General features: G+C 58.3%; 16 protein-coding genes. 8 read left to right on the top strand and 8 right to left on the bottom strand.

What is annotated here, in order from left to right; translation table 11 throughout:
* Positions 1 to 27 precede the first annotated feature (27 nt).
* Positions 28 to 1,059: a protease SohB gene (gene sohB / locus BUB69_RS01900; RefSeq protein WP_073162020.1), complete on the bottom strand. Its 1,032-nt coding sequence runs from the start codon at positions 1,057 to 1,059 to the stop codon at positions 28 to 30.
* 203 nt (positions 1,060 to 1,262) lie between these two features.
* Between sohB and BUB69_RS01895 the strand changes: the two genes are divergently transcribed.
* The 6 genes from BUB69_RS01895 to BUB69_RS01870 all read left to right on the top strand — a co-directional run bounded on the left by BUB69_RS01895 (position 1,263) and on the right by BUB69_RS01870 (position 6,525).
* Positions 1,263 to 1,973, top strand: a complete 711-nt coding sequence (locus BUB69_RS01895) for a histidine phosphatase family protein (protein WP_073162019.1) — start codon at positions 1,263 to 1,265, stop codon at positions 1,971 to 1,973.
* Between the two features lie 56 nt (positions 1,974 to 2,029).
* Positions 2,030 to 2,347, top strand: coding sequence for an SCP2 sterol-binding domain-containing protein (locus tag BUB69_RS01890; protein WP_073162018.1), 318 nt, complete (start codon positions 2,030 to 2,032; stop codon positions 2,345 to 2,347).
* A 208-nt stretch (positions 2,348 to 2,555) separates the two neighbouring features.
* Entirely contained in the window at positions 2,556 to 3,623 is a 1,068-nt protein-coding gene (locus BUB69_RS01885) for a phosphotransferase family protein (protein WP_073162017.1), read from the top strand.
* 23 nt (positions 3,624 to 3,646) lie between these two features.
* The gene (locus BUB69_RS01880; RefSeq protein WP_073162016.1) at positions 3,647 to 4,414 is read left to right on the top strand and encodes an SDR family oxidoreductase; all 768 of its coding nucleotides are present in this window, start codon (positions 3,647 to 3,649) and stop codon (positions 4,412 to 4,414) included.
* A 109-nt stretch (positions 4,415 to 4,523) separates the two neighbouring features.
* Complete coding sequence (locus BUB69_RS01875; protein ID WP_073162015.1) at positions 4,524 to 5,672, top strand: Gfo/Idh/MocA family protein; 1,149 nt, start codon at positions 4,524 to 4,526, stop codon at positions 5,670 to 5,672.
* Positions 5,673 to 5,745: 73 nt separating this feature from the next.
* Entirely contained in the window at positions 5,746 to 6,525 is a 780-nt protein-coding gene (locus BUB69_RS01870; protein ID WP_073162014.1) for a TSUP family transporter, read from the top strand.
* Here BUB69_RS01870 and nudC read toward each other — a convergent pair.
* Positions 6,481 to 7,329: an NAD(+) diphosphatase gene (gene nudC / locus BUB69_RS01865; RefSeq protein ID WP_073162013.1), complete on the bottom strand. Its 849-nt coding sequence runs from the start codon at positions 7,327 to 7,329 to the stop codon at positions 6,481 to 6,483. The genes BUB69_RS01870 and nudC overlap by 45 nt on opposite strands.
* 39 nt (positions 7,330 to 7,368) lie before the next feature.
* On the bottom strand, positions 7,369 to 8,181 hold the full coding sequence (locus BUB69_RS01860; protein WP_073162012.1) for a crotonase/enoyl-CoA hydratase family protein: 813 nt from the start codon (positions 8,179 to 8,181) through the stop codon (positions 7,369 to 7,371).
* Between the two features lie 219 nt (positions 8,182 to 8,400).
* On the opposite strand from BUB69_RS01860, the gene BUB69_RS01855 reads away from it, so the two are divergent.
* Together BUB69_RS01855 and BUB69_RS01850 are read left to right on the top strand one after the other, a co-directional pair.
* Positions 8,401 to 9,885 (top strand): ATPase domain-containing protein, encoded by a 1,485-nt coding sequence (locus tag BUB69_RS01855; RefSeq protein ID WP_073162011.1) that lies wholly within the window; start codon positions 8,401 to 8,403, stop codon positions 9,883 to 9,885.
* Complete coding sequence (locus tag BUB69_RS01850) at positions 9,882 to 11,912, top strand: response regulator (protein WP_073162010.1); 2,031 nt, start codon at positions 9,882 to 9,884, stop codon at positions 11,910 to 11,912. Before BUB69_RS01855 ends, BUB69_RS01850 begins: the two co-directional genes overlap by 4 nt.
* 73 nt (positions 11,913 to 11,985) lie before the next feature.
* On the opposite strand, the gene BUB69_RS01845 is transcribed toward BUB69_RS01850, so the two are convergent.
* The 5 genes from BUB69_RS01845 to BUB69_RS01825 all read right to left on the bottom strand — a co-directional run bounded on the left by BUB69_RS01845 (position 11,986) and on the right by BUB69_RS01825 (position 18,641).
* The gene (locus BUB69_RS01845) at positions 11,986 to 12,363 is read right to left on the bottom strand and encodes a response regulator (protein WP_073162009.1); all 378 of its coding nucleotides are present in this window, start codon (positions 12,361 to 12,363) and stop codon (positions 11,986 to 11,988) included.
* Between the two features lie 114 nt (positions 12,364 to 12,477).
* Positions 12,478 to 13,659 (bottom strand): hybrid sensor histidine kinase/response regulator, encoded by a 1,182-nt coding sequence (locus tag BUB69_RS01840; protein WP_073162008.1) that lies wholly within the window; start codon positions 13,657 to 13,659, stop codon positions 12,478 to 12,480.
* The gene (locus tag BUB69_RS01835; RefSeq protein ID WP_073162007.1) at positions 13,653 to 14,267 is read right to left on the bottom strand and encodes a chemotaxis protein CheB; all 615 of its coding nucleotides are present in this window, start codon (positions 14,265 to 14,267) and stop codon (positions 13,653 to 13,655) included. The genes BUB69_RS01840 and BUB69_RS01835 overlap by 7 nt, the downstream gene beginning before the upstream one ends.
* The gene (locus tag BUB69_RS01830) at positions 14,264 to 15,085 is read right to left on the bottom strand and encodes a CheR family methyltransferase (protein ID WP_073162006.1); all 822 of its coding nucleotides are present in this window, start codon (positions 15,083 to 15,085) and stop codon (positions 14,264 to 14,266) included. Before BUB69_RS01830 ends, BUB69_RS01835 begins: the two co-directional genes overlap by 4 nt.
* Positions 15,086 to 15,134: 49 nt before the next feature.
* Complete coding sequence (locus BUB69_RS01825; RefSeq protein ID WP_073162005.1) at positions 15,135 to 18,641, bottom strand: response regulator; 3,507 nt, start codon at positions 18,639 to 18,641, stop codon at positions 15,135 to 15,137.
* Positions 18,642 to 18,907: the final 266 nt, after the last annotated feature.

Raw genomic sequence — 18,907 nt, 5'->3', positions numbered from 1 at the left:
ACGCTGCGCTTCACATCTGGCGGTGGTTCACCAGAAACGCTGCTGCGTCAGTCGCCCCCACCACCTGGTCAGCAAACCATCGGCCGATGCCGCAGCCGCCATGCCCATGCGCTCCTGCAGGCTCTTGCGCTGCACATAGTGCAGATGAAACACATCGGCGTCCTTGGCACGTTCGGCCAGGTACTCGTCGCTGGTCTTGAGCTCATCGACCAGTTGTTTGTCCAGCGCAGCCATACCCAGCCAGACTTCACCGGTGGCGACTTCGTCAATGGACAATTGTGGGCGATAGCTGGCAACGAAGTTCTTGAACAGGTCGTGAGTGATGTCCAGGTCCTGCTGAAACTTCTCGCGGCCTTTTTCTGTGTTCTCGCCAAACACTGTCAGGGTGCGTTTGTACTCGCCAGCTGTGAGCACTTCGAAGTCGATGTCGTGCTTCTTCAGCAGACGATTGACGTTCGGCAACTGAGCCACCACCCCGATGGAACCCAGAATGGCAAACGGCGCGCTGATGATCTTGTTGCCGATGCACGCCATCATGTAGCCGCCACTGGCCGCCACCTTGTCGATGCAGATGGTCAGCGGAATACCCGCCTGACGAATACGGGCCAGTTGGGAAGATGCAAGGCCGTAGCTGTGAACCATGCCGCCGCCGCTTTCCAGACGCAGCACCACTTCGTCCTTGTCCGTCGCCAGGGTCAGCAGCGCCGTGATTTCATGACGCATGCTCTCGGTGGCAGAGGCCTTGATGTCGCCGTCGAAATCCAGCACATAGACCCTGGCCTTCGCGTCAGCCTGCTGCTTGTCCTTTTTCTCTTTTTTCAGGACTTTGGCCTGCTCCTTGCGCAGCGCCTTGAGCCGCTCCTTGCACAGCAACGACTGCTCCAGACGCTCGCGCAGACCTTTGTAGAAGTCGTTGAGCCGGGTAACCTGCAACTGGCCAGCGGTCTTGCGACGTCCCTTGCCACGCATGGACGCAATGGCGATCAGCACCACGACGATGGCCACCACCAGCGTGACTGTCTTGGCCAGAAAGCTGGCGTAATCGACAACGAACTCCACGGATATTCCTCACTTACGTTGCGCCCTTACCAATCAAGGGCTGCGATGTCGCCAGCATACCGAGGCCCCCTGATGATCACCAGCGGCATGGGTTACAAGCCGTTAAAACGGTGATTTCAAACGAGCGTATGTTTTTTCATTGACAGCTCACCGGCATCCCTCATAACCTCGCCGGACCTTCAACGTACCGAGACGACACGGACGTGGGCAGCATCTACCTGATACGACATGGCCAGGCCTCATTTGGTGCAGACGATTACGACGTCCTGTCGCCCGTGGGTGTTCGTCAGGCGCAAATTGTCGGTGCCCACCTTGCCGATCTGGGCATTGGCTTTGATCGTTGCATCTCGGGCGACCTGCTTCGCCAGAAAGACACCGCACGCAATGCGCTGGCGCAGTTCGCCGAAGCTGGCCTGCCGGTGCCCGAACTGGAAATCGACAGCGCGTTCGACGAGTTCGACGCTGAAGGTATCGTTCGCGCGCTGATCCCGGCGATGCTGACAGAAGAGCCCGACGCGCTGGAAATCCTGCGAGATGCGGTCAACAGACGCGCAGAGTTTCAGCGCCTTTTTTCATTGATCGTTGGCCGCTGGATCGGCGGTCAGCACGACATCCTCGGCCTGCAAAGCTGGCCGGGGTTCGTCGCCCGCGTCAAGGCCGGGCTGGACAGAATCATCGCCAGCGCAGCCCCTGATGAGCGCATCGCCGTATTCACATCCGGCGGCACGATCACGGCGCTGCTGCATCTGATAACAGGAATGCCTGCGCCGCAGGCGTTCCAACTCAGCTGGCACATCGTCAACACTTCGCTGCACAGGCTTGGATTCAGAGGCAGCGAAGTCACCCTGGCTTCCTTCAACAGTTACACGCATTTGCAATTGCTGAAGGCGCCGGAGCTCATCACCTATCGCTGAGCCCGGCCAATCGCGCCCTTGTCGGGCGCCAGAACCCACCATAAAAGGATCAAGACATGACCTCAACAGCCGACGCCGTCAAAACAATGCAAGCCAAGTTCAACCCAAGCGCTGCTGCAGGCCTGGACCTGGTCTTCGGTTTCCATATCACTGACGAAGACAAGCATTACGCGCTGATCGTCAAGGACAGCACCTGCGACCTGCAGGAAGGCGAGAACCCTGATGCCAACGTCACTCTGGTGATGGACAGCGAGACCCTCAAAGGCATCGTCAGCGGCGAGACCGATGGCATGCAGGCATTCATGGGCGGCAAGCTTCGCGCCGAAGGTGACATGATGCTGGCCATGAAATTGAGCGAGCTGTTCCCGGTCTGAGTCCCGAGCACCGCGTGACGCAAATGAAGAAACCGAAGCCTGCAGGCTTCGGTTTTTTTTCGCCTGTCCATCGACGGCTGGTAATCAAGGCCGCTGATTGGCCAGCAACACGCTAGCCTATAAGGCTGACTCACGGTTGTTCGCAGGTCAGTCGGTCATTAGATTAGTCAATGTTTAGGGCTGACCATAATAAGCAGAAGGGATAAGCATGGCGCTGACTGACCAGTCCACCGACATTCGTAGCGGCGAAGAACTCGACATCGCCCTGATCGACCCGTACCTCAAGACCCACATTCCGGACCTGCACGGCGCGCCCCTCATCAGCCAGTTTCCGGGCGGCGCGTCAAACCTCACCTACCTGATCCAGTACCCTGATCAGGAACTGGTGCTGCGTCGGCCACCCTTTGGGCACAAGGCGCGTTCAGCCCATGACATGGGCCGCGAGTACCGCATCCTCAATCAGCTCAAGGATGCATTTCCCTATTGCCCCAAGGCGTATCTGCACTGCACCGACGAGTCAGTGATCGGTTCCGAGTTCTACGTCATGGAACGCGTCAAGGGCATCATCCTGCGCTCGGACCTGCCGCCGGCGCTGGGTCTTGATGCGCTGCATACTCAGGCGCTGTGCAAAAGCTTCATCGATAAGCTGGTGGATCTGCATCGGGTCGATTATCAGGCGTGTGGCCTGGGCGACCTGGGCAAGCCGCAGGGCTACGTGCAGCGGCAGATTCTAGGCTGGACTGAACGTTACGAAAAAGCCATGACGCCCGACGCGCCGGCCTGGGCGCAGGTCAAGGCCTGGCTTTCAGCCAAGATGCCTGCAGACTCCCCGGTTTCCAGCATCGTGCACAACGATTACCGCTTCGATAACGTCATCCTCGACCCCGATAACCCGATGCGCATCATCGGCGTGCTGGACTGGGAACTGACGACCCTGGGCGATCCGCTGATGGACCTGGGCAATACCCTCGCCTACTGGATTCAGGCCGACGACCCTGCGCCAGTGCAATTGATGCGTCGCCAGCCCAGTCATGCGCCCGGCATGCTGACCCGTCAGCAATTCGTCGACTACTACGCCGAACGCGCTGGCATCCAGATCGAGAACTTCGACTTCTATTACACCTACGGCCTGTTTCGTCTGGCGGGGATCGTGCAGCAGATCTATTACCGGTTCTACCACGGCCAGACCCAGGACAAACGCTTCGCGCAGTTCATTCAAATGAACAAGCTGCTGGAGCACATGAGCCTGAATGTAATCGCCAAATCCAGCCTTTGATGACATCAGAACAAGGAAAAGACATGTCCAGAACCCAGCTTTTCGACCTCGACGGCAAGATTGCTTTCGTTTCCGGCGCCAGCCGCGGGATTGGTGAGGCCATCGCCAGGCTGCTTGCCCAGCAAGGGGCCCATGTGATCGTGTCCAGCCGCAGAATCGACGGATGTCAGGCGGTGGCTGACGCCATCACGGCCGAGGGCGGCAAGGCCACGGCCATCGCTTGCCACATCGGTGAGATGGAGCAGATCAGCAGCGCCTTCGAACAGATTCGACAACAATTCGGCCGTCTGGATATTCTGGTCAACAACGCCGCGACCAACCCGCAGTTCTGCAATGTGCTGGACACCGACCTGAGCGCCTTTCAGAAAACCGTGGACGTGAACATTCGCGGTTACTTCTTCATGTCGGTCGAGGCCGGCAAGCTGATGCGCGAGAACGGCGGCGGCAGCATTATCAACGTTGCATCGATCAATGCTGTTTCACCGGGTGCGTTTCAGGGTATCTATTCGATGACCAAGGCGGCGGTCATCAACATGACCAAAGTGTTCGCCAAAGAGTGCGCAGCGTTCGGCATTCGCTGCAACGCTCTGCTACCGGGGCTGACCGACACCAAATTTGCTTCGGCACTGGTCAAGAACGACGCGATTCTCAACATGGCACTTGCGCAGATCCCGCTCAAGCGTGTGGCAGCACCCAGTGAAATGGCCGGCGCCGTGTTGTATCTGGCCAGTGAGGCGTCCAGCTACACCACAGGCGTTGCGCTGAATGTGGATGGCGGCTTCCTGTCCTGAGCCCTTCAGGACAAACGCTGCACGCCGCGAATAAATGAATTATATTTTCCATTGGTTATTTATTTGGAATATATTTTCCGCATAACAACAATCCTTTCTGGAGACTGTCATGCGCGAACCCCACTCTTCCACGTTGCCCGAATTCGGTATCGGCCTGATCGGTACCGGTTTCATGGGCCGCGCGCATGCCTTGGCGTTTGGCAATGCCCGTGCGGCCCTCGACCTTCCTGCACGTATTCGCCTTGCCGCGTTGGCCGACGCCGACAGCGTACGCGCCGAGCACTGCGCACGGGCCTGGGGTTTCGATCACAGCCATGCCGACTGGCAGCAACTGATCGACGACCCTCAGGTACAGATCGTCGCGATCACCACGCCCAATCATCTGCATTTTCCGATGGCCATGGCTGCCATTGCCGCCGGCAAGGCGGTGTATTGTGAAAAACCATTGGCCGTCAGCCTGGCCCAGGCCGATCAGATGCGCCGCAGCGCCAAGGCCTCTGGTGTCGTGACACAGGTGGGTTACAACTATCAGCACAACCCGATGATTGGCCTGGCCCGAAAAATGATCGACGCTGGTGAACTGGGCGACATCATCAGCTTCCAGGGTGAATTCAGCGAAGACTTCATGGGCAATGCACAGTCGCCCTGGTCGTGGCGCTGCGAAGCCGCTCACGCGGGCGGTGCCTTGGCCGATCTGGGTAGCCACCTGCTGGCCATGGCGCGTTACCTGCTGGGTGACGTTGAAGCGGTGTGCGCCGATGTCAGCACTGTCCATCGCCAACGCCCTGCCAGCGCTGGCAGCACGGAACTGCGCGACATTGCCGTCGACGACCAGACCCATGCCCTGCTGCGTTTCGCCAACGGCGCACGCGGCACGTTCAGCAGCAGTTGGCTCAAGCACGGTTACAAGAACCATCTCAGCTTCGAAATCAGCGGCACCCGAGGCACGCTGGCCTTCGATCAGGAACGCCTCAACGAACTGCGCCTTTATCGCGCAGGTGATCCTGGACGAGACGGTTTTCAGCGCCTGTTGGCCGGACCATCACTGCCTGGCTACGCGGCATTTTGCCCGGCTCCCGGCCATCAACTGGGCTACAACGAACTCAAGGCACTGGAGGTTCAGGCGCTGATCCTGTCGATGTGCGGGCAAGGCAGTCGCGGCCCGGATTTCGAAGAGGCCTGGCAGATCGAACGCCTGGCCGCGGCAATCCGTCTGGCCGCCGAGCAGCAACGCTGGATAGCGCTCGCCGATATTTGACAGGCTTCCTGCAACATTCGGCAAAGGGTTAGAATGCGCCGCCATTCTGCCCCTCTGCCATAAGCCGCCCTCCATGCCCTTCGAACTCAGCGTCGACCTGACCACCCTGGCCATTCTGGCGGTGGTAGCCTTCATTGCCGGATTCATCGACGCCATCGCAGGCGGCGGCGGGCTGCTCACCACACCTGCATTGATGACAGCAGGCCTGCCACCCCATCTGGTGCTGGGCACCAACAAGCTCAGTTCAACCTTTGGTTCGGCGACTGCAAGCTTTACGTTCTATCGGCGTAAGCTGTTCGATCCAAAACAGTGGGTTCACGCCATTATCGGCACCGCTGCCGGCGCGGCTATCGGTGCGATCATTGCGCATTACCTGCCCGCCGAATGGTTGAACCAGATGCTGCCCGTGATTGTGTTCGGCTGCGGCCTGTACCTGCTGTTCGGCGGTACGCCCAAGGCGCCGCTGGACAGCGATGCGCCGATCAAGAAGAAATGGCAACTGCCACAAGGCCTGGGTCTGGGGTTTTACGACGGTGTCGCCGGACCGGGCACTGGGGCGTTCTGGACGGTCAGCACGCTGCTGATCTACCCGGTCGACCTGGTGAAGGCCAGCGGTGTGGCGCGCAGCATGAACTTCGTCAGTAACGCCGTGGCGCTGTCGGTGTTCATGTTCTCCGGCCAGGTGGACTATGTGATCGGCCTGTGCATGGGTCTGGCGGTCATGTTTGGCGCGTACTTCGGTGCGGGCACAGCGATCAAGGGCGGCGCGAAGTTTATCCGCCCTGTGTTCATCACCGTGGTGCTGGGCCTAACCGTGCGTCTGGCCTGGCAGCACTGGTTCGGGGGAGCCTGATCGCTCGGCCAGATACGCTTCGATGAGATAGCGCGCAATCGAGCGGCTGGCCGGCAATGGTGGCAGATCGTCGATCCTGAACCAGCGCGCATCCTCGATTTCATCGGCCTGCGGCACGATCTCACCGCTCTCGTACTCGGCATGAAAACCCAGCATCATCGAGTGCGGAAACGGCCAGCACTGGCTGCCCATGTACTTGAGATTCTTGATGCGGATCTGCACTTCCTCCATCACCTCACGGCGCACGCAATCCTCGGCCGACTCGCCGGGCTCGGCGAACCCTGCCAGGGTGCTGTAGACGCCTGTCACGAAGCGCGGCGACCGGGCCAGCAGGATCTCATCGCCTCGCGTGATCAATACAATCATGCTCGGGGAGATGCGTGGGTAGAAACGCAGGTTGTCGTGTTCGCAGTACATGGCACGCTCGCCACGCACCTGTACGGTCGGACGGCCACAGGCGCCGCAAAAACGGTGTTCTCTGGCCCATGTGCTGATCTGTGCGGCATAGCCGAGCTTTTGAAATACCGCAAAGTCGCCTTCCAGCATGAATTGCCGCAAGCCCTGCCAGGAACAGCCCTCAACCGGTACTGACCGCTCCAGCACCAGCAGGTAAACCGCCTCGCCGTCAAAGTGCCCGATGCCGTGCTCGCTCTGCACCGGCAGATCCAGTCCTTTGAGCCAGGCTCTGGGGAACAATACACCGTTGCCGTCAAGCAGAAACCCCTGGTCGCCATGGACCACAGCCCAACCGCCACTGGCCTCGATATCCAGCACTGCGGTCGTCCAACGCTCCGGGCGCGTCATGGAAAAACTCCTCTGTTTGAACGCAAGCGTGCTAGCGCTTCAATTGTCAAAGACCGGCTTCTGCTTGCTCATCTGCGCAACCATTGCCAGCTTCAGGTCCGCTGATTGCAACATGGCAGCGTTCCAGATAGCAACGTGCTCAAGGCCATCGTCCACGCTGTGGTCACGCATGTAACCGATCATCTGTTTGGTGCCCTCGATGGCGATGGGCGATTTTTCGGCGATTTGACGAGCAACCGCCATGACGCCTTCCAGCAACGCAGGCGTGTCGTCGAATACCCGGTTGACCAATCCGATCCGCAAGGCTTCCTCTGCACCGACCATGCGGCCGGTGTAAGCCAGCTCACGCATGATGCCATCGGGGATGATCTTTGGCAGGCGTTGCAAGGTCCCGACGTCAGCCGCCATGCCCATGTCGATTTCACGAATCGCGAACTGCACGTCGGCGGCGGCATAGCGCATGTCGCAGGCCGACACCAGATCAATGGCGCCGCCCAGGCAGTAACCCTGAATGGCAGCCAGAACCGGCTTTCGGCACTTGTCTACGGCTGTGAATGAGGCCTGCATGTCGAGAATCGTGCGCCTGAGCACCCTGGCATTGCGCCCTGCGTCCTTGCCTAGCTGACCGGCGACCGATGCCAGCATTTTCAGGTCGATGCCGGATGAGAAGTGTTTACCGGCACCGCTGAGCACCACGACCCGCACCTCGTCTTCACGATCGATCCACTGGAAGATCTCGATGATTTCGGTCCAGAACGCTTCGCTCATGGCGTTGACCTTGTCTGCACGATTAATCTGCACGTGGGCGATGTTGTCGTTCAGCTCGACCAGCAAGGTTTGGTAATCAGGCATGGCAAAATCCTTGAAAGGCTTTTATGGAATCAACCGACTATAACAAGCCAGGCATGGCAGTCGTAGGCGGCTGATAGGACATTTGCCGGATCCTCATCCATGCTTTTTCGAGGTTTCCAGCACCCCTTGCCCGGCAAATTAGTGTGAACCGTCGTAGTGCCATGATGTCCAGTATTGGGTGACACTACTACTGCTCCGTCAGTCATCAGAGGGCGATACTTGAATACGTCAAAAGCGGCAACCGGCATTGAAGGTCTGGACGACATCCTTTCGGGTGGTCTTTCACGCAGTCACGTTTTCCTTCTCGAAGGAGAACCCGGAACCGGCAAGACAACCGTAGCACTGCAGTTTCTGTTGGCTGGGGCAGACGCTGGCGAAGTGTGCTTGTACATCACGCTCTCCGAGACTGAGCGCGAGTTACGCGACGGCGCTCGCTCCCATGGCTGGGAGCTGGATGAGCACATCAGGATTTTCGAGCTGACGCCGCCTGAGAACTTCCTGGATACCAACCACCATCAGAGCCTGCTTTACTCCTCTGATCTGGAACTGGGCGAAGCCACACGGCAGATTTTTGAAGTGGTCGAGCGCGTCAAACCCACTCGAGTGGTCATCGACTCCCTCTCGGAAATTCGCCTGCTGGCGCAAAGCTCGTTGCGTTATCGTCGGCAGATTCTGTCGATCAAGCATTACTTTGCACGCTATGACGCCACGGTGGTGCTGCTGGACGACCTGACCACCGAAGCGCTGGACAAGACGGTACACAGTGTTGCCCATGGCGTGATCCGCCTCGAGTCGCTGACCCCGGCCTACGGGGCCGAACGCCGGCGCCTGAGGATCGTCAAATACCGTGGCCAGAAATACCGTGGCGGCTTTCACGACTTCACCATCGCCGAAGACGGGATCCATGTGTTCCCGCGCCTGGTGGCTGCGGAGCATCGGTCCAGCTACTCACGCAAACAGTCCAGTAGCGGCATTCAGGAACTTGACGACCTGTTGGGCGGTGGCATCGAAGGCGGTTCCAGCACGCTGATTCTTGGTCCGGCTGGCACGGGTAAATCCCTCATCTCGATGGTTTTCGCGGCGCAGGCAGTCGCGCGAGGCGAGCGTGTCGGTCTGTTTATCTTCGATGAAGAGTTGGGCCTGTTGTTTGAGCGAATGCTCAAAATCGGCATCGATCTGCGCTCGCTGCAGGAAACCGGCAATATGGTGATCGAGCAGATCGACGCTGCAGAATTGTCCCCCGGCGAGTTCTCTCATCGCGTCAGACGTGCCGTGGATAAAAAGCAGATCAAGACGGTGGTCATCGACAGCATCAACGGCTATCAGGCATCAATGCCGGAAGAGAACGCACTGGTGCTGCACATGCACGAGCTTTTGCTCTACCTCAATCGTCAAGGCGCATCGACTTTCATGACCGTCGCCCAGCATGGACTGGTCGGCGACATGCGCTCCCCCGTCGACATCACCTACTTGGCAGACAGTGTGATTCTGTTGCGCTATTTCGAAGCGCTTGGCCAGGTACGCAGAGCCATTTCGATCATCAAAAAGCGCACCGGCACCCACGAATCCACGATTCGCGAGTATCGCATCAGCAGTAAAGGCTTGAAAATCGGCGCCCCGCTGGAAGCCTTTCAAGGCGTTCTGCGAGGGGTTCCAACCTATCTGGGCGAAAGCAAACCGCTGCTGACGGACGATGAATTGTGAGCACTCCAGGGCAACTTTCAGAACGGGCGATCATCCTGGCTCCGCGAGGGCGTGACGGCCAGATTGCCCTGATGATCCTCAAGGAAGCCGGTTATCCGGCCACAGTTGCACGCGACCTGAACGAGCTCGTTGGCGAGCTGCAGACGGGTGCCGGGGTTGCGGTGATTGCCGATGAGGCACTGCGCACCGTCGATATCAGCCCGCTTCTGGATTTACTGAGCCAGCAGCCAGCCTGGTCGGACCTGCCCATCGTATTGCTGACGCATCACGGCGGCCCCGAACAGAATCCATCGGCGCGCCTGGGCAGCCTGCTGGGCAATGTCACGTTTCTTGAAAGACCCTTCCACCCCATTACTCTGGTCAGTCTGGTGGCGACCGCCGTACGCGGGCGACGACGACAGTACCAAGCCCGGCTGCACCTTGAGGACCTGCTTGAAAGCGAAAAACGCCTGCAGAATGCACTCAAGGCCGGACGCCTCGGGTCATGGGAGTTGCAAGCGGAACGCCTGCAGATCACGTGCTCGGCGATCACCCGAGGTCATTATGGCCGCGAAGAACATGAGCCGTTCAGCTATGACGACTGGCTGCGTGTGGTCTATCCCGATGACCAGCCACGCATGCAGTCAGCGCTGCAGCGCAGCCTGGACACGGGCGTCGACTTCATCATCGAATACCGTAATGTGTGGCCGGATGGATCGCTCAATTGGGTGGACGTGCGTGCCCGAGCCATTCGCAACAATCAGGGTCAGGTCAGCTCCCTGGTCGGGGTGACATCTGACATTACCGAGCGCAAACAGGCCGAATCCCAACTGCGACGCCTCAACGAGACACTGGAACAGCAAGTCGAAGAACGCACTTCGCAGCTGCAACACAAGGAAGAAGTGCTGCGGCAGTCCCAGAAAATGGAAGCGGTGGGGCAGCTGACCGGGGGCATCGCCCACGACTTCAACAACATGCTGACCGGCATCATCGGCAGCCTGGAGCTGATCAGAAGACGCCTTGCCAGAGGACGCACCGAGGGCCTGGATAACCTGATTGATCTGGGCGTGACCTCAGCCAACCGCGCAGCCGCCCTCACCCACCGCCTGCTGGCTTTTTCGCGGCGTCAGTCGCTGGATTCCAAACCGGTGGAAATGAACCACCTGATCAACGCCATGGGCGAACTGATTCAGCGCAGTGTCAATGAGAGCATCCAGCTGGACATGCGCCTGTCGGATGACCTGTGGACCGCCGAAGCCGATCCCAACCAGCTGGAAAACGCGTTGCTCAATCTGGTGCTCAATGCGCGGGATGCAATGCCTGACGGTGGCCTGCTGACCGTCGAGACGTATAACCAGCAACTGGACACCGTATTTACCAACGCCCACGAAAACCTGCTGCCGGGTGACTATGTCGTTCTCAGCATCAGCGACAACGGGTGTGGCATGCCTGACTCGGTCATGAGCCGAGCTTTTGACCCGTTCTTCACCACCAAGCCTATCGGCCAGGGCACAGGGCTGGGGCTGTCGATGATTTATGGGTTCAGCAAGCAGTCACATGGCCATGTATCGATAAAAAGTGAAGTCGGTCGGGGCACCACCGTGCAACTTTTCCTGCCACGCTTCCAAGGCAATCAGGACGAGGATGAACAGAATTTCCAGAGCAACGCGATTTACGCCAAAGCCGGGGAAACAGTGCTGATCGTCGAAGACGATCCGGCCGTCAGGGCATTGGTCAGCGAGGTGCTTAGCGAACTGGGTTACAGGTTCATTGAGGCAGGCGACGCGCTGACAGCGGTGCCTGTACTGGAATCGGGTCAGCGCATTGATCTACTGATCAGTGACGTCGGGCTGCCCGGCATGAACGGGCGCCAGTTGGCGGAGATTGCCCGACAACTGCGCCCCGACCTCAAAGTGCTGTTCATCACTGGCTACGCCGAGCATGCTGCGGCACGTGCAGGCTTCCTGGACACCGGCATGCAGATGATCACCAAACCCTTTGCGTTCGATCACCTGACGTCGAAAGTGCGGGAAATGATCGAGGCCTGAGACAACGCTCAGGCCTCGGTGCGTCCCGCCCGCATTCTGCACATCGCGTGCCCTGCCACGTGCTGCACCGAGATCAGGAGAGCAATTCCTGGATCTGCGATTGCAGGGTTTCCATGGTGAATGGCTTGGCCAGAATCGGCGCCTTGGCGGCAATCGGGCTGCCCGAATCGACGATTTCTGCGGGATAACCGCTGATAAAAATCACTTTCAGCTCTGGTCGCAGCATGACTGCTGGCTCGGCAATCTGCACACCCGAAATACCTCCAGGCAGGCGATAGTCAGTGATCATCAGATCAAGATGCGGCTTGGTCGCAAGGATTTCGAAGGCCTGCTCACCGTTTTCTGCCTGCAGGACGCGATAGCCCACACCCGACAGATAATCGGCCAGCAGCATCAGAATCAGGGGTTCGTCTTCGACGATAAGTACAACGTTTTCTGCGTCAGCGCTCATTGAACTGCCTTTGATCTTATAGATAGCTGCCAATACGACCACAGCGCACAGCGGAGGTTGCGACAGAAATACGATAATTCCGTAATGCCATCAGCTTTTGCAGTGTGCCACTGATCACTGCGGCAGGCAGACTCGAAACACGGAGCCAACGCCCTCTTCGCTTTCCACTTCGATCCGGCCGCCGTGGGCCATGACGATCTGCTCGGAGATGAACAACCCCAGGCCCAGTCCGGCAACCGCATGGCTTGCCGAGACGCGCTCGAACTGTTGAAAGATGCGCTTCTGGTTTTCGGCAGTGATACCGATACCCTGGTCCCGAACCTCTACGTTCGCCTGGCCACCCTCGCAATAAACGCGCACCTCGATAGGCTTACGGGCACCGTAGCGCAGCGCATTCGTCAGCAGGTTGGCCACAACCTGTTCGATCCTGAACTCATCCCATACACCGATCACGGGCTGGTCGGCAACCAATGTAATGGTGGAGTTGGCAGCGGCGATCTGGGCCGAGAAATTCTCCAGCAATTGGGTCACCAGCTCGCACAGGTCAAAGGGACTGGGGCGAATCGACAGTTTGCCCGTGCGAATGCGCGACACGTCCAGCATGTCTTCGATGAGCCGGATCAGGCTTTGAATCTGGCGCTCGTCGCGGTCGACCATGGCGCGCAGTTTGTCGAGCGTGAACGCTGCCATATTTGCTTTGGCCAGATGCAGTTTGCGCAACTGGGTTTCCAGGATCAGGCCGTTGAGCGGCGTGCGTACCTCATGGGAAACGATCGACATGAAGTCATCACGCATGCGTATCGCGTGCTCAAGCTCGCCCTGGGTGGACTGCAGGCGCTTGAGCAACGTCTCTTGCTCGTGACGGCTGCGCTCGAGCTCTTCGACCTGCATCTTCATGGCCTTGCGCTGGCGATACAGGTCAACGAACACATTGACCTTGCTCTTGACCGCATGGATGTCCAGCGGTTTGTGCAGGAAGTCTACTGCGCCGCTTTCGTAGCCCTTGAACGCATAATTGAGTTCGCGGCCCGCCGCGCTGACGAACACGATGGGAATGTTCTTGGTCTTTTCGGTACTGCGCATCAGCTCTGCCAGCTCGAAGCCGTTCATGCCGGGCATCTGCACATCGAGAATGGCCAACGCAAATTCATGCTGCAACAAAAGCGACAACGCCTCGTCAGCCGAAAGCGCCTTGAACACCGAGCGGTCCTCGCGCTTGATCAGCGCCTCGAGAGCCAGCAGGTTTTCCGGCAGATCGTCGACGATCAGCAGTTTTGCCTGGATTTCATTTAGCATGCGATTCGTTCCAGCTCCACCAGCAATTGGCCAATTTCGTTCAAAGACAGAAGGTAATCCGGCGAATGCAGCGCCAGGCCGGCCTCGGGCATGGTACGCGCCTGGGCCTGCTGCGGGTCCTGAATTACCGTTAAACCGCCATACTTTTTGATCTGCAGCAAACCTTGCGCTCCGTCATTGTTGGCACCGGTCAGGAGTACGCCCGCAAGGCGCTCACCGTAGGCATCAGAAGCCGAGTCGAACAAAATGTCGATGCTGGGCCTTGAGTAAAACACCCGGTCTTCCTGACTCAACGACAGCGTGCGGTCAGTCTCCACCGACAGGTGATAACCCGACGACGCAAAATACAGCGTTCCGGGTTTGACGCTTTCCTTGTCGTCGGCCTCTTTGACCGGAATCGCCAGGCGACTCTGGAACACCTGCGCCAGTTGACTGTTTCGATCGTCGGGCAAATGCAGCACCACCAGAATCGGCAGACAGAACCCAGGCCGCAATCCGCTGAAAATCTTCAGCAACGCCTCGACCCCGCCAGCAGACGCACCTACCACAATCGCATCCACGACCGGCAACACCTCTCGGGTCGTCCCACCGACGAACGTCGTCATCATGATTTACGGTAGATCCGCTCAGGCTTGACCAGGGTTTCGAATGCGCCGCTGTACGCAGAAAAATCCAGCGTCTCCTTGCTGCCCAATGCCAGAAAGCCACGATGGCAGAGCGATTCGTGAAACAACCCAAAGGCGCGATCCTGTAGCTTTTTATTGAAGTAAATCAATACGTTACGACAGGAAATCAATTGCGTCTCGGAGAATACACTATCCGTGGCCAGACTGTGATCGGCAAAGGTCACGTTTTCACGCAGCGTCTTGTCGAAGATCGCGTAATCGTAGGCGGAGGTGTAGTACTCGGTAAAATCACGCAGCCCGCCGGACTTGCGATAATTTTCCGTATAAGCGCGCAGGTTCTCCATCGAGAAGATGCCCTGCTTGGCTTTCTCCAGGGAGCTGGGGTTGATGTCCGTGGCATAGATGATCGTGCGCTCCAGCAACCCCTCCTCACGCAGCAAAATGGCCATGGAATACACCTCCTCGCCCGTGCTGCAGCCCGCAATCCATACCTTGATGGAAGGATAGGTGCGCAGTAACGGCACGACCTCCTGACGAATCGCCAGGAAGTGCGGCGGATCACGGAACATCTCGCTGACCGGAATGGTGAGTATCTGCAGCAGCTGCATGAATGCAGCCGGGTCGTGCAGCACACGCTCTTGAAGCGCAGAAATCGTGCTGCAATCGAACTGGCGCAGGGCATGGGCCACGCGGCGCTTGACCGAAGCGCCGGAATAATCCCGAAAGTCGTAGCTGTACTTGAGGTAGATAGCCTCGATGAGCAGCCTCAACTCGATCTCGGCGTTACGATCAAGATGCATGGATGGACCTGAATGAGTTGTCGAGGACGCTGGGTTGGGCCGTCTTCATTCAGATACGTTCCATTTTCGGCAGCCACACGCGAATCAACGAGAACAAGCGGTCCAGATCGATAGGCTTGGCCAGGTAGTCGTTGGAGCCTGCCTGCAGGCAGCGCTCCTGATCATCTTTCATGGCCTTGGCCGTGACAGCAATGATTGGCAGCTTGCGCCAGCGAGGATCCTTGCGAATCTCGATGGTCGCTTCATAGCCATCCATCTCCGGCATCATCACGTCCATCAGCACCAGGTCAATGTCTTCGACTTCGTTGAGTTTGGCTATCGCCTCAAAGCCGTTGCGCGCGATTTCGACCACAGCGCCTTTGTGCTCCAGCGCACTGGTCAGGGCAAAGATGTTACGTACATCGTCATCGACCACCAGAATCTTGCGCGCCTCGAACACCTTGTCGCGGCTGCGGGCGGTCTTGAGCATGTTCTGCCGCTCATTGGAGAGCTGGGATTCGACCTTGTGCAGAAACAGCGTCACCTCATCGAGCAGACGCTCCGGCGAACGCGCACCCTTGATGATGATTGAGCGCGAATACTTCATCAGCTCGGCTTCTTCATCGCGGGTCATGTTGCGCCCGGTGTAGACGATGACCGGCGGGAACGAACAGATTTCCTCGGTCGCCATACGCTTGAGCAGTTCGCCGCCCAGCATATCCGGCAGCTTGAGGTCGATGATCATGCAGTCATAGATGTTGTCGCGCAGCAGGTCCAGCGCCTCCTGCGCGAAGCCCACTGCGGTGATCTCGATGTCATCGTCACCGATCAGGCGCGCAATGCTGTCACGCTGCAAGGCATCGTCTTCCACCAGCAGGATTCGCTTGACCTTCTGGGTCAGCTTGGCTTCCAGCTTGGCAAACACGTCCTTGAGTTCTTCGCGTGTCGTGGGTTTGACGGCATAGCCGATCGCGCCCATGTGCAACGCGGCTTCCTGGCGATCTTCGACGGAAATCACATGCACCGGGATGTGCCGGGTGGGTGCCAGTTCCTTGAGGCGCTGCAGCACCGTCAGCCCCGAGTGGTCCGGTAGACGCATGTCCAGCAGGATGGCATCCGGGGTGAAGCGTGCAGCCAGATTGAAACCATCGTCGGCCGCATGCGCCACCAGACAGTAGTAGCCCAGCTCATGCGCCAGATCGAACAGGATCTGCGCGAACCGGACCTCATCTTCAATGACCAGAATGCAGCGTTTGTCGAACGGCGCCTTGTCACGATCATCGTCGAACACCGGAATCGACTCATCCCGCTCGGCCACTGGCTCGATCACCGGACGGGCAACGACTGGCAACGCAGGCACAGGTGCCGACACGACGGCCGCAATGCTTGCAGCCTGGTAGCCGTCAGCCTGCTCGGCGTACTGCTCCGGCAATATCAGGGTAAAGATGCTGCCCTGCCCCGGTGCACTAGTCACGCTGATCGAACCGCCCAGCAGCGCGGCAAGGTCACGGGAAATCGACAGCCCCAGCCCGGTGCCGCCATAACGACGGTTGGTGGTGCCATCGGCCTGACGGAACGCCTCGAAGATGCTCTGTTGATGTTCTTCGGCAATCCCGATGCCTGAGTCACGAACGGTAAACGCAATGCCGGCGCCCGGCTGACGCGAAACGATCATGCTGACCGTGCCTGCCTCGGTGAACTTGATGGCGTTGGACAGCAGATTTTTGAGAATCTGCTCGAGTCGCTGGCGGTCAGTGAACAGCATCGTCGGCGCACCGGCCTGCATTTCGACCGTGAATTCAAGACGCTTTTCGGTGGCCAAGGGCTGAAACATGTTCCGCAAGCCATCCACCAGACGCGACACACTGCTGTTTTCCGGGCGCACTTCCAGCTTGCCGGCTTCGACCTTGGAGATGTCCAGAATGTCGTTGATCAGGTTCAGCAGGTCATTGCCGGCCGAATAAATCGACTCGGCAAACTTGACCTGTTCGGCCGTCAGGTTCTCGGTCGGGTTTTCGGCCAGCAGTTTGGCCAGGATCAGCGAGCTGTTGAGCGGCGTGCGCAGCTCATGGGACATGTTGGCCAGAAACTCTGACTTGTACTTGCTGGAGCGCTGCAGTTCGTCGGCACGGGCCTGCAATTCGACCTGAGCCCGATTCAGCTCTTCGTTGTTGCGATCCAGTGCGTCACGCTGATCTTCCAGCGCCTGACTCTGCTCAGCCAACTGCTCGTTGGTCTGTTCCAGTTCGGCCTGCTGAGTCTCCAGATGCGCCTGTGACTCCTTGAGAATCCGCGACTGCTCTTCAAGCTCTTCGTTGGCCGTACGCAGCTCTTCCTGCTGCACCTGCAACTCTTCATTGAGCTGCTGGGTTTCGGCCAGCACTTCCTGCAGACGTTGACGATAGCGCGCGGCCTCGATAGAGGTGCCGACGTTGTCGGAAATCAGTTCGAGGAATTCAACGTCCTGCTCGGTCAACGCGTGCAGGAAACCCAGTTCGATCACGCCGTTGACCTGATCGTCGTTGCTGGTCGGCACAACGATCACGCTGCGTGGCGAGCCATCGCCCAGACCGGAGCTGACCTTGAAATAATCGACAGGCACATCCTGCAGGCTGATCACACGGTCCTGTCGCGCAGCCTGACCGACAATGCCTTCGTCGCTGTGAATGGTCTGGTCACGCTCTTCCTGCTCGCGGGAAAAACCGTAGGACGCCACACGGGTCAGGCCGCCATGCTCCTGGCGCACATAGACCGCTGCCACCGACGCCCCCAGATAGCGGGCAAGAAACTGCAGAATATTGCGACCCAGCATGTTCAGGGTCAGTTGCCCCAGAACCTGCTCGGCCAGTTCGCTCTGACCGTTGCGCAGCCAGGCGACTTTCTGCAGGCGCTCGGCGTTGATTTCCTGCTGCCTGAGGTTTTCGCTGTAGGTGTCAGACAGCGCCATAAGATCGCGACGCCCGATCCAGGCCAGAATGCCACTGACAATGATCACAAAAATCAGGTACAGGGTGACAGACACGATGGTGCTACGTGTGACCTCGGCGTTGCGCGTCAGGCGCAACTGCTGTTCCATCTCGACAGCCTGATCGTATTCGGTACGGATCTGGTCGGTGATGCGCTTGCCTCGCCCGGCCAGCACAGGGGTCTGATAGTCGCCATTCTCTCGGCGCAGCGTAATCATTTCCAAGGCAAAGGCGTTCCACTCTTCCTGGAGGGTCAGCAACCGCCTGAATCGGTCCAGCTGGGTCGGATTGTCTTCCACCAGCATTTTGAGGCCCTGCAGTTCTGCCGTCAGCAGAGGCTTGGCAACCTCATAAGGGTCGAGAAAATGCTGATCGCCGGTCAACAGGAAGCCGCGCATACCGGTTTCCATGTCGATGGACAGCTTCATTGAGCGATTGGTGTTGTTGATGACCCGATCCGTGTGCTCAACCCATTGAATGGCCGACAACAGATAGCTGATCAAAAGAATGAAGAAAACCGCACTTAATACGCCGACACCCAGAGGCAGACCGACGTTACGCCCCAGCAGTTTGCGAAAGCGTTGTTCATCGACGACAGACGTCCGATTCATGAAAAATCCCTGACGATTGGATCAAAACCGTAGAGTTTGCCGTAAAGCGCTAAAAAAGACTCTCATTTCTCACATATAGGATTGAAATTTCACACATAAATCGGCGATAAGCTCCGACATATCTGCCAGCATGGCTCTTTGCCCAAGGCTTGCTATGCTGACCGGCGAAGAAAGGCAATAGATTGAACTTCCGAGTGGATTTTATTTACTGATACAAGGACTGTAAAAGAAGCCGCCTGTGCGACGTCCCGGACCTCACACAGACC

Origin of the sequence: Pseudomonas asturiensis (genome assembly GCF_900143095.1) — a bacterium.
Lineage (GTDB): Bacteria > Pseudomonadota > Gammaproteobacteria > Pseudomonadales > Pseudomonadaceae > Aquipseudomonas > Aquipseudomonas asturiensis.
This window is presented reverse-complemented; position numbering and strand designations above follow the sequence as displayed.

Bases quoted from the DNA above. Each gene is read 5' to 3' on its own strand.
- BUB69_RS01875 (WP_073162015.1), top strand. From the start codon at position 4,524: ATGCGCGAACCCCACTCTTCCACGTTGCCCGAATTCGGTATCGGCCTG.
- BUB69_RS01830 (WP_073162006.1), bottom strand. From the start codon at position 15,085: ATGCATCTTGATCGTAACGCCGAGATCGAGTTGAGGCTGCTCATCGAG.
- BUB69_RS01860 (WP_073162012.1), bottom strand. From the start codon at position 8,181: ATGCCTGATTACCAAACCTTGCTGGTCGAGCTGAACGACAACATCGCC.
- BUB69_RS01870 (WP_073162014.1), top strand. From the start codon at position 5,746: ATGCCCTTCGAACTCAGCGTCGACCTGACCACCCTGGCCATTCTGGCG.
- BUB69_RS01890 (WP_073162018.1), top strand. From the start codon at position 2,030: ATGACCTCAACAGCCGACGCCGTCAAAACAATGCAAGCCAAGTTCAAC.
- BUB69_RS01835 (WP_073162007.1), bottom strand. From the start codon at position 14,267: ATGATGACGACGTTCGTCGGTGGGACGACCCGAGAGGTGTTGCCGGTC.
- BUB69_RS01840 (WP_073162008.1), bottom strand. From the start codon at position 13,659: ATGCTAAATGAAATCCAGGCAAAACTGCTGATCGTCGACGATCTGCCG.
- nudC (WP_073162013.1), bottom strand. From the start codon at position 7,329: ATGACGCGCCCGGAGCGTTGGACGACCGCAGTGCTGGATATCGAGGCC.
- BUB69_RS01845 (WP_073162009.1), bottom strand. From the start codon at position 12,363: ATGAGCGCTGACGCAGAAAACGTTGTACTTATCGTCGAAGACGAACCC.
- BUB69_RS01885 (WP_073162017.1), top strand. From the start codon at position 2,556: ATGGCGCTGACTGACCAGTCCACCGACATTCGTAGCGGCGAAGAACTC.
- BUB69_RS01880 (WP_073162016.1), top strand. From the start codon at position 3,647: ATGTCCAGAACCCAGCTTTTCGACCTCGACGGCAAGATTGCTTTCGTT.
- BUB69_RS01825 (WP_073162005.1), bottom strand. From the start codon at position 18,641: ATGAATCGGACGTCTGTCGTCGATGAACAACGCTTTCGCAAACTGCTG.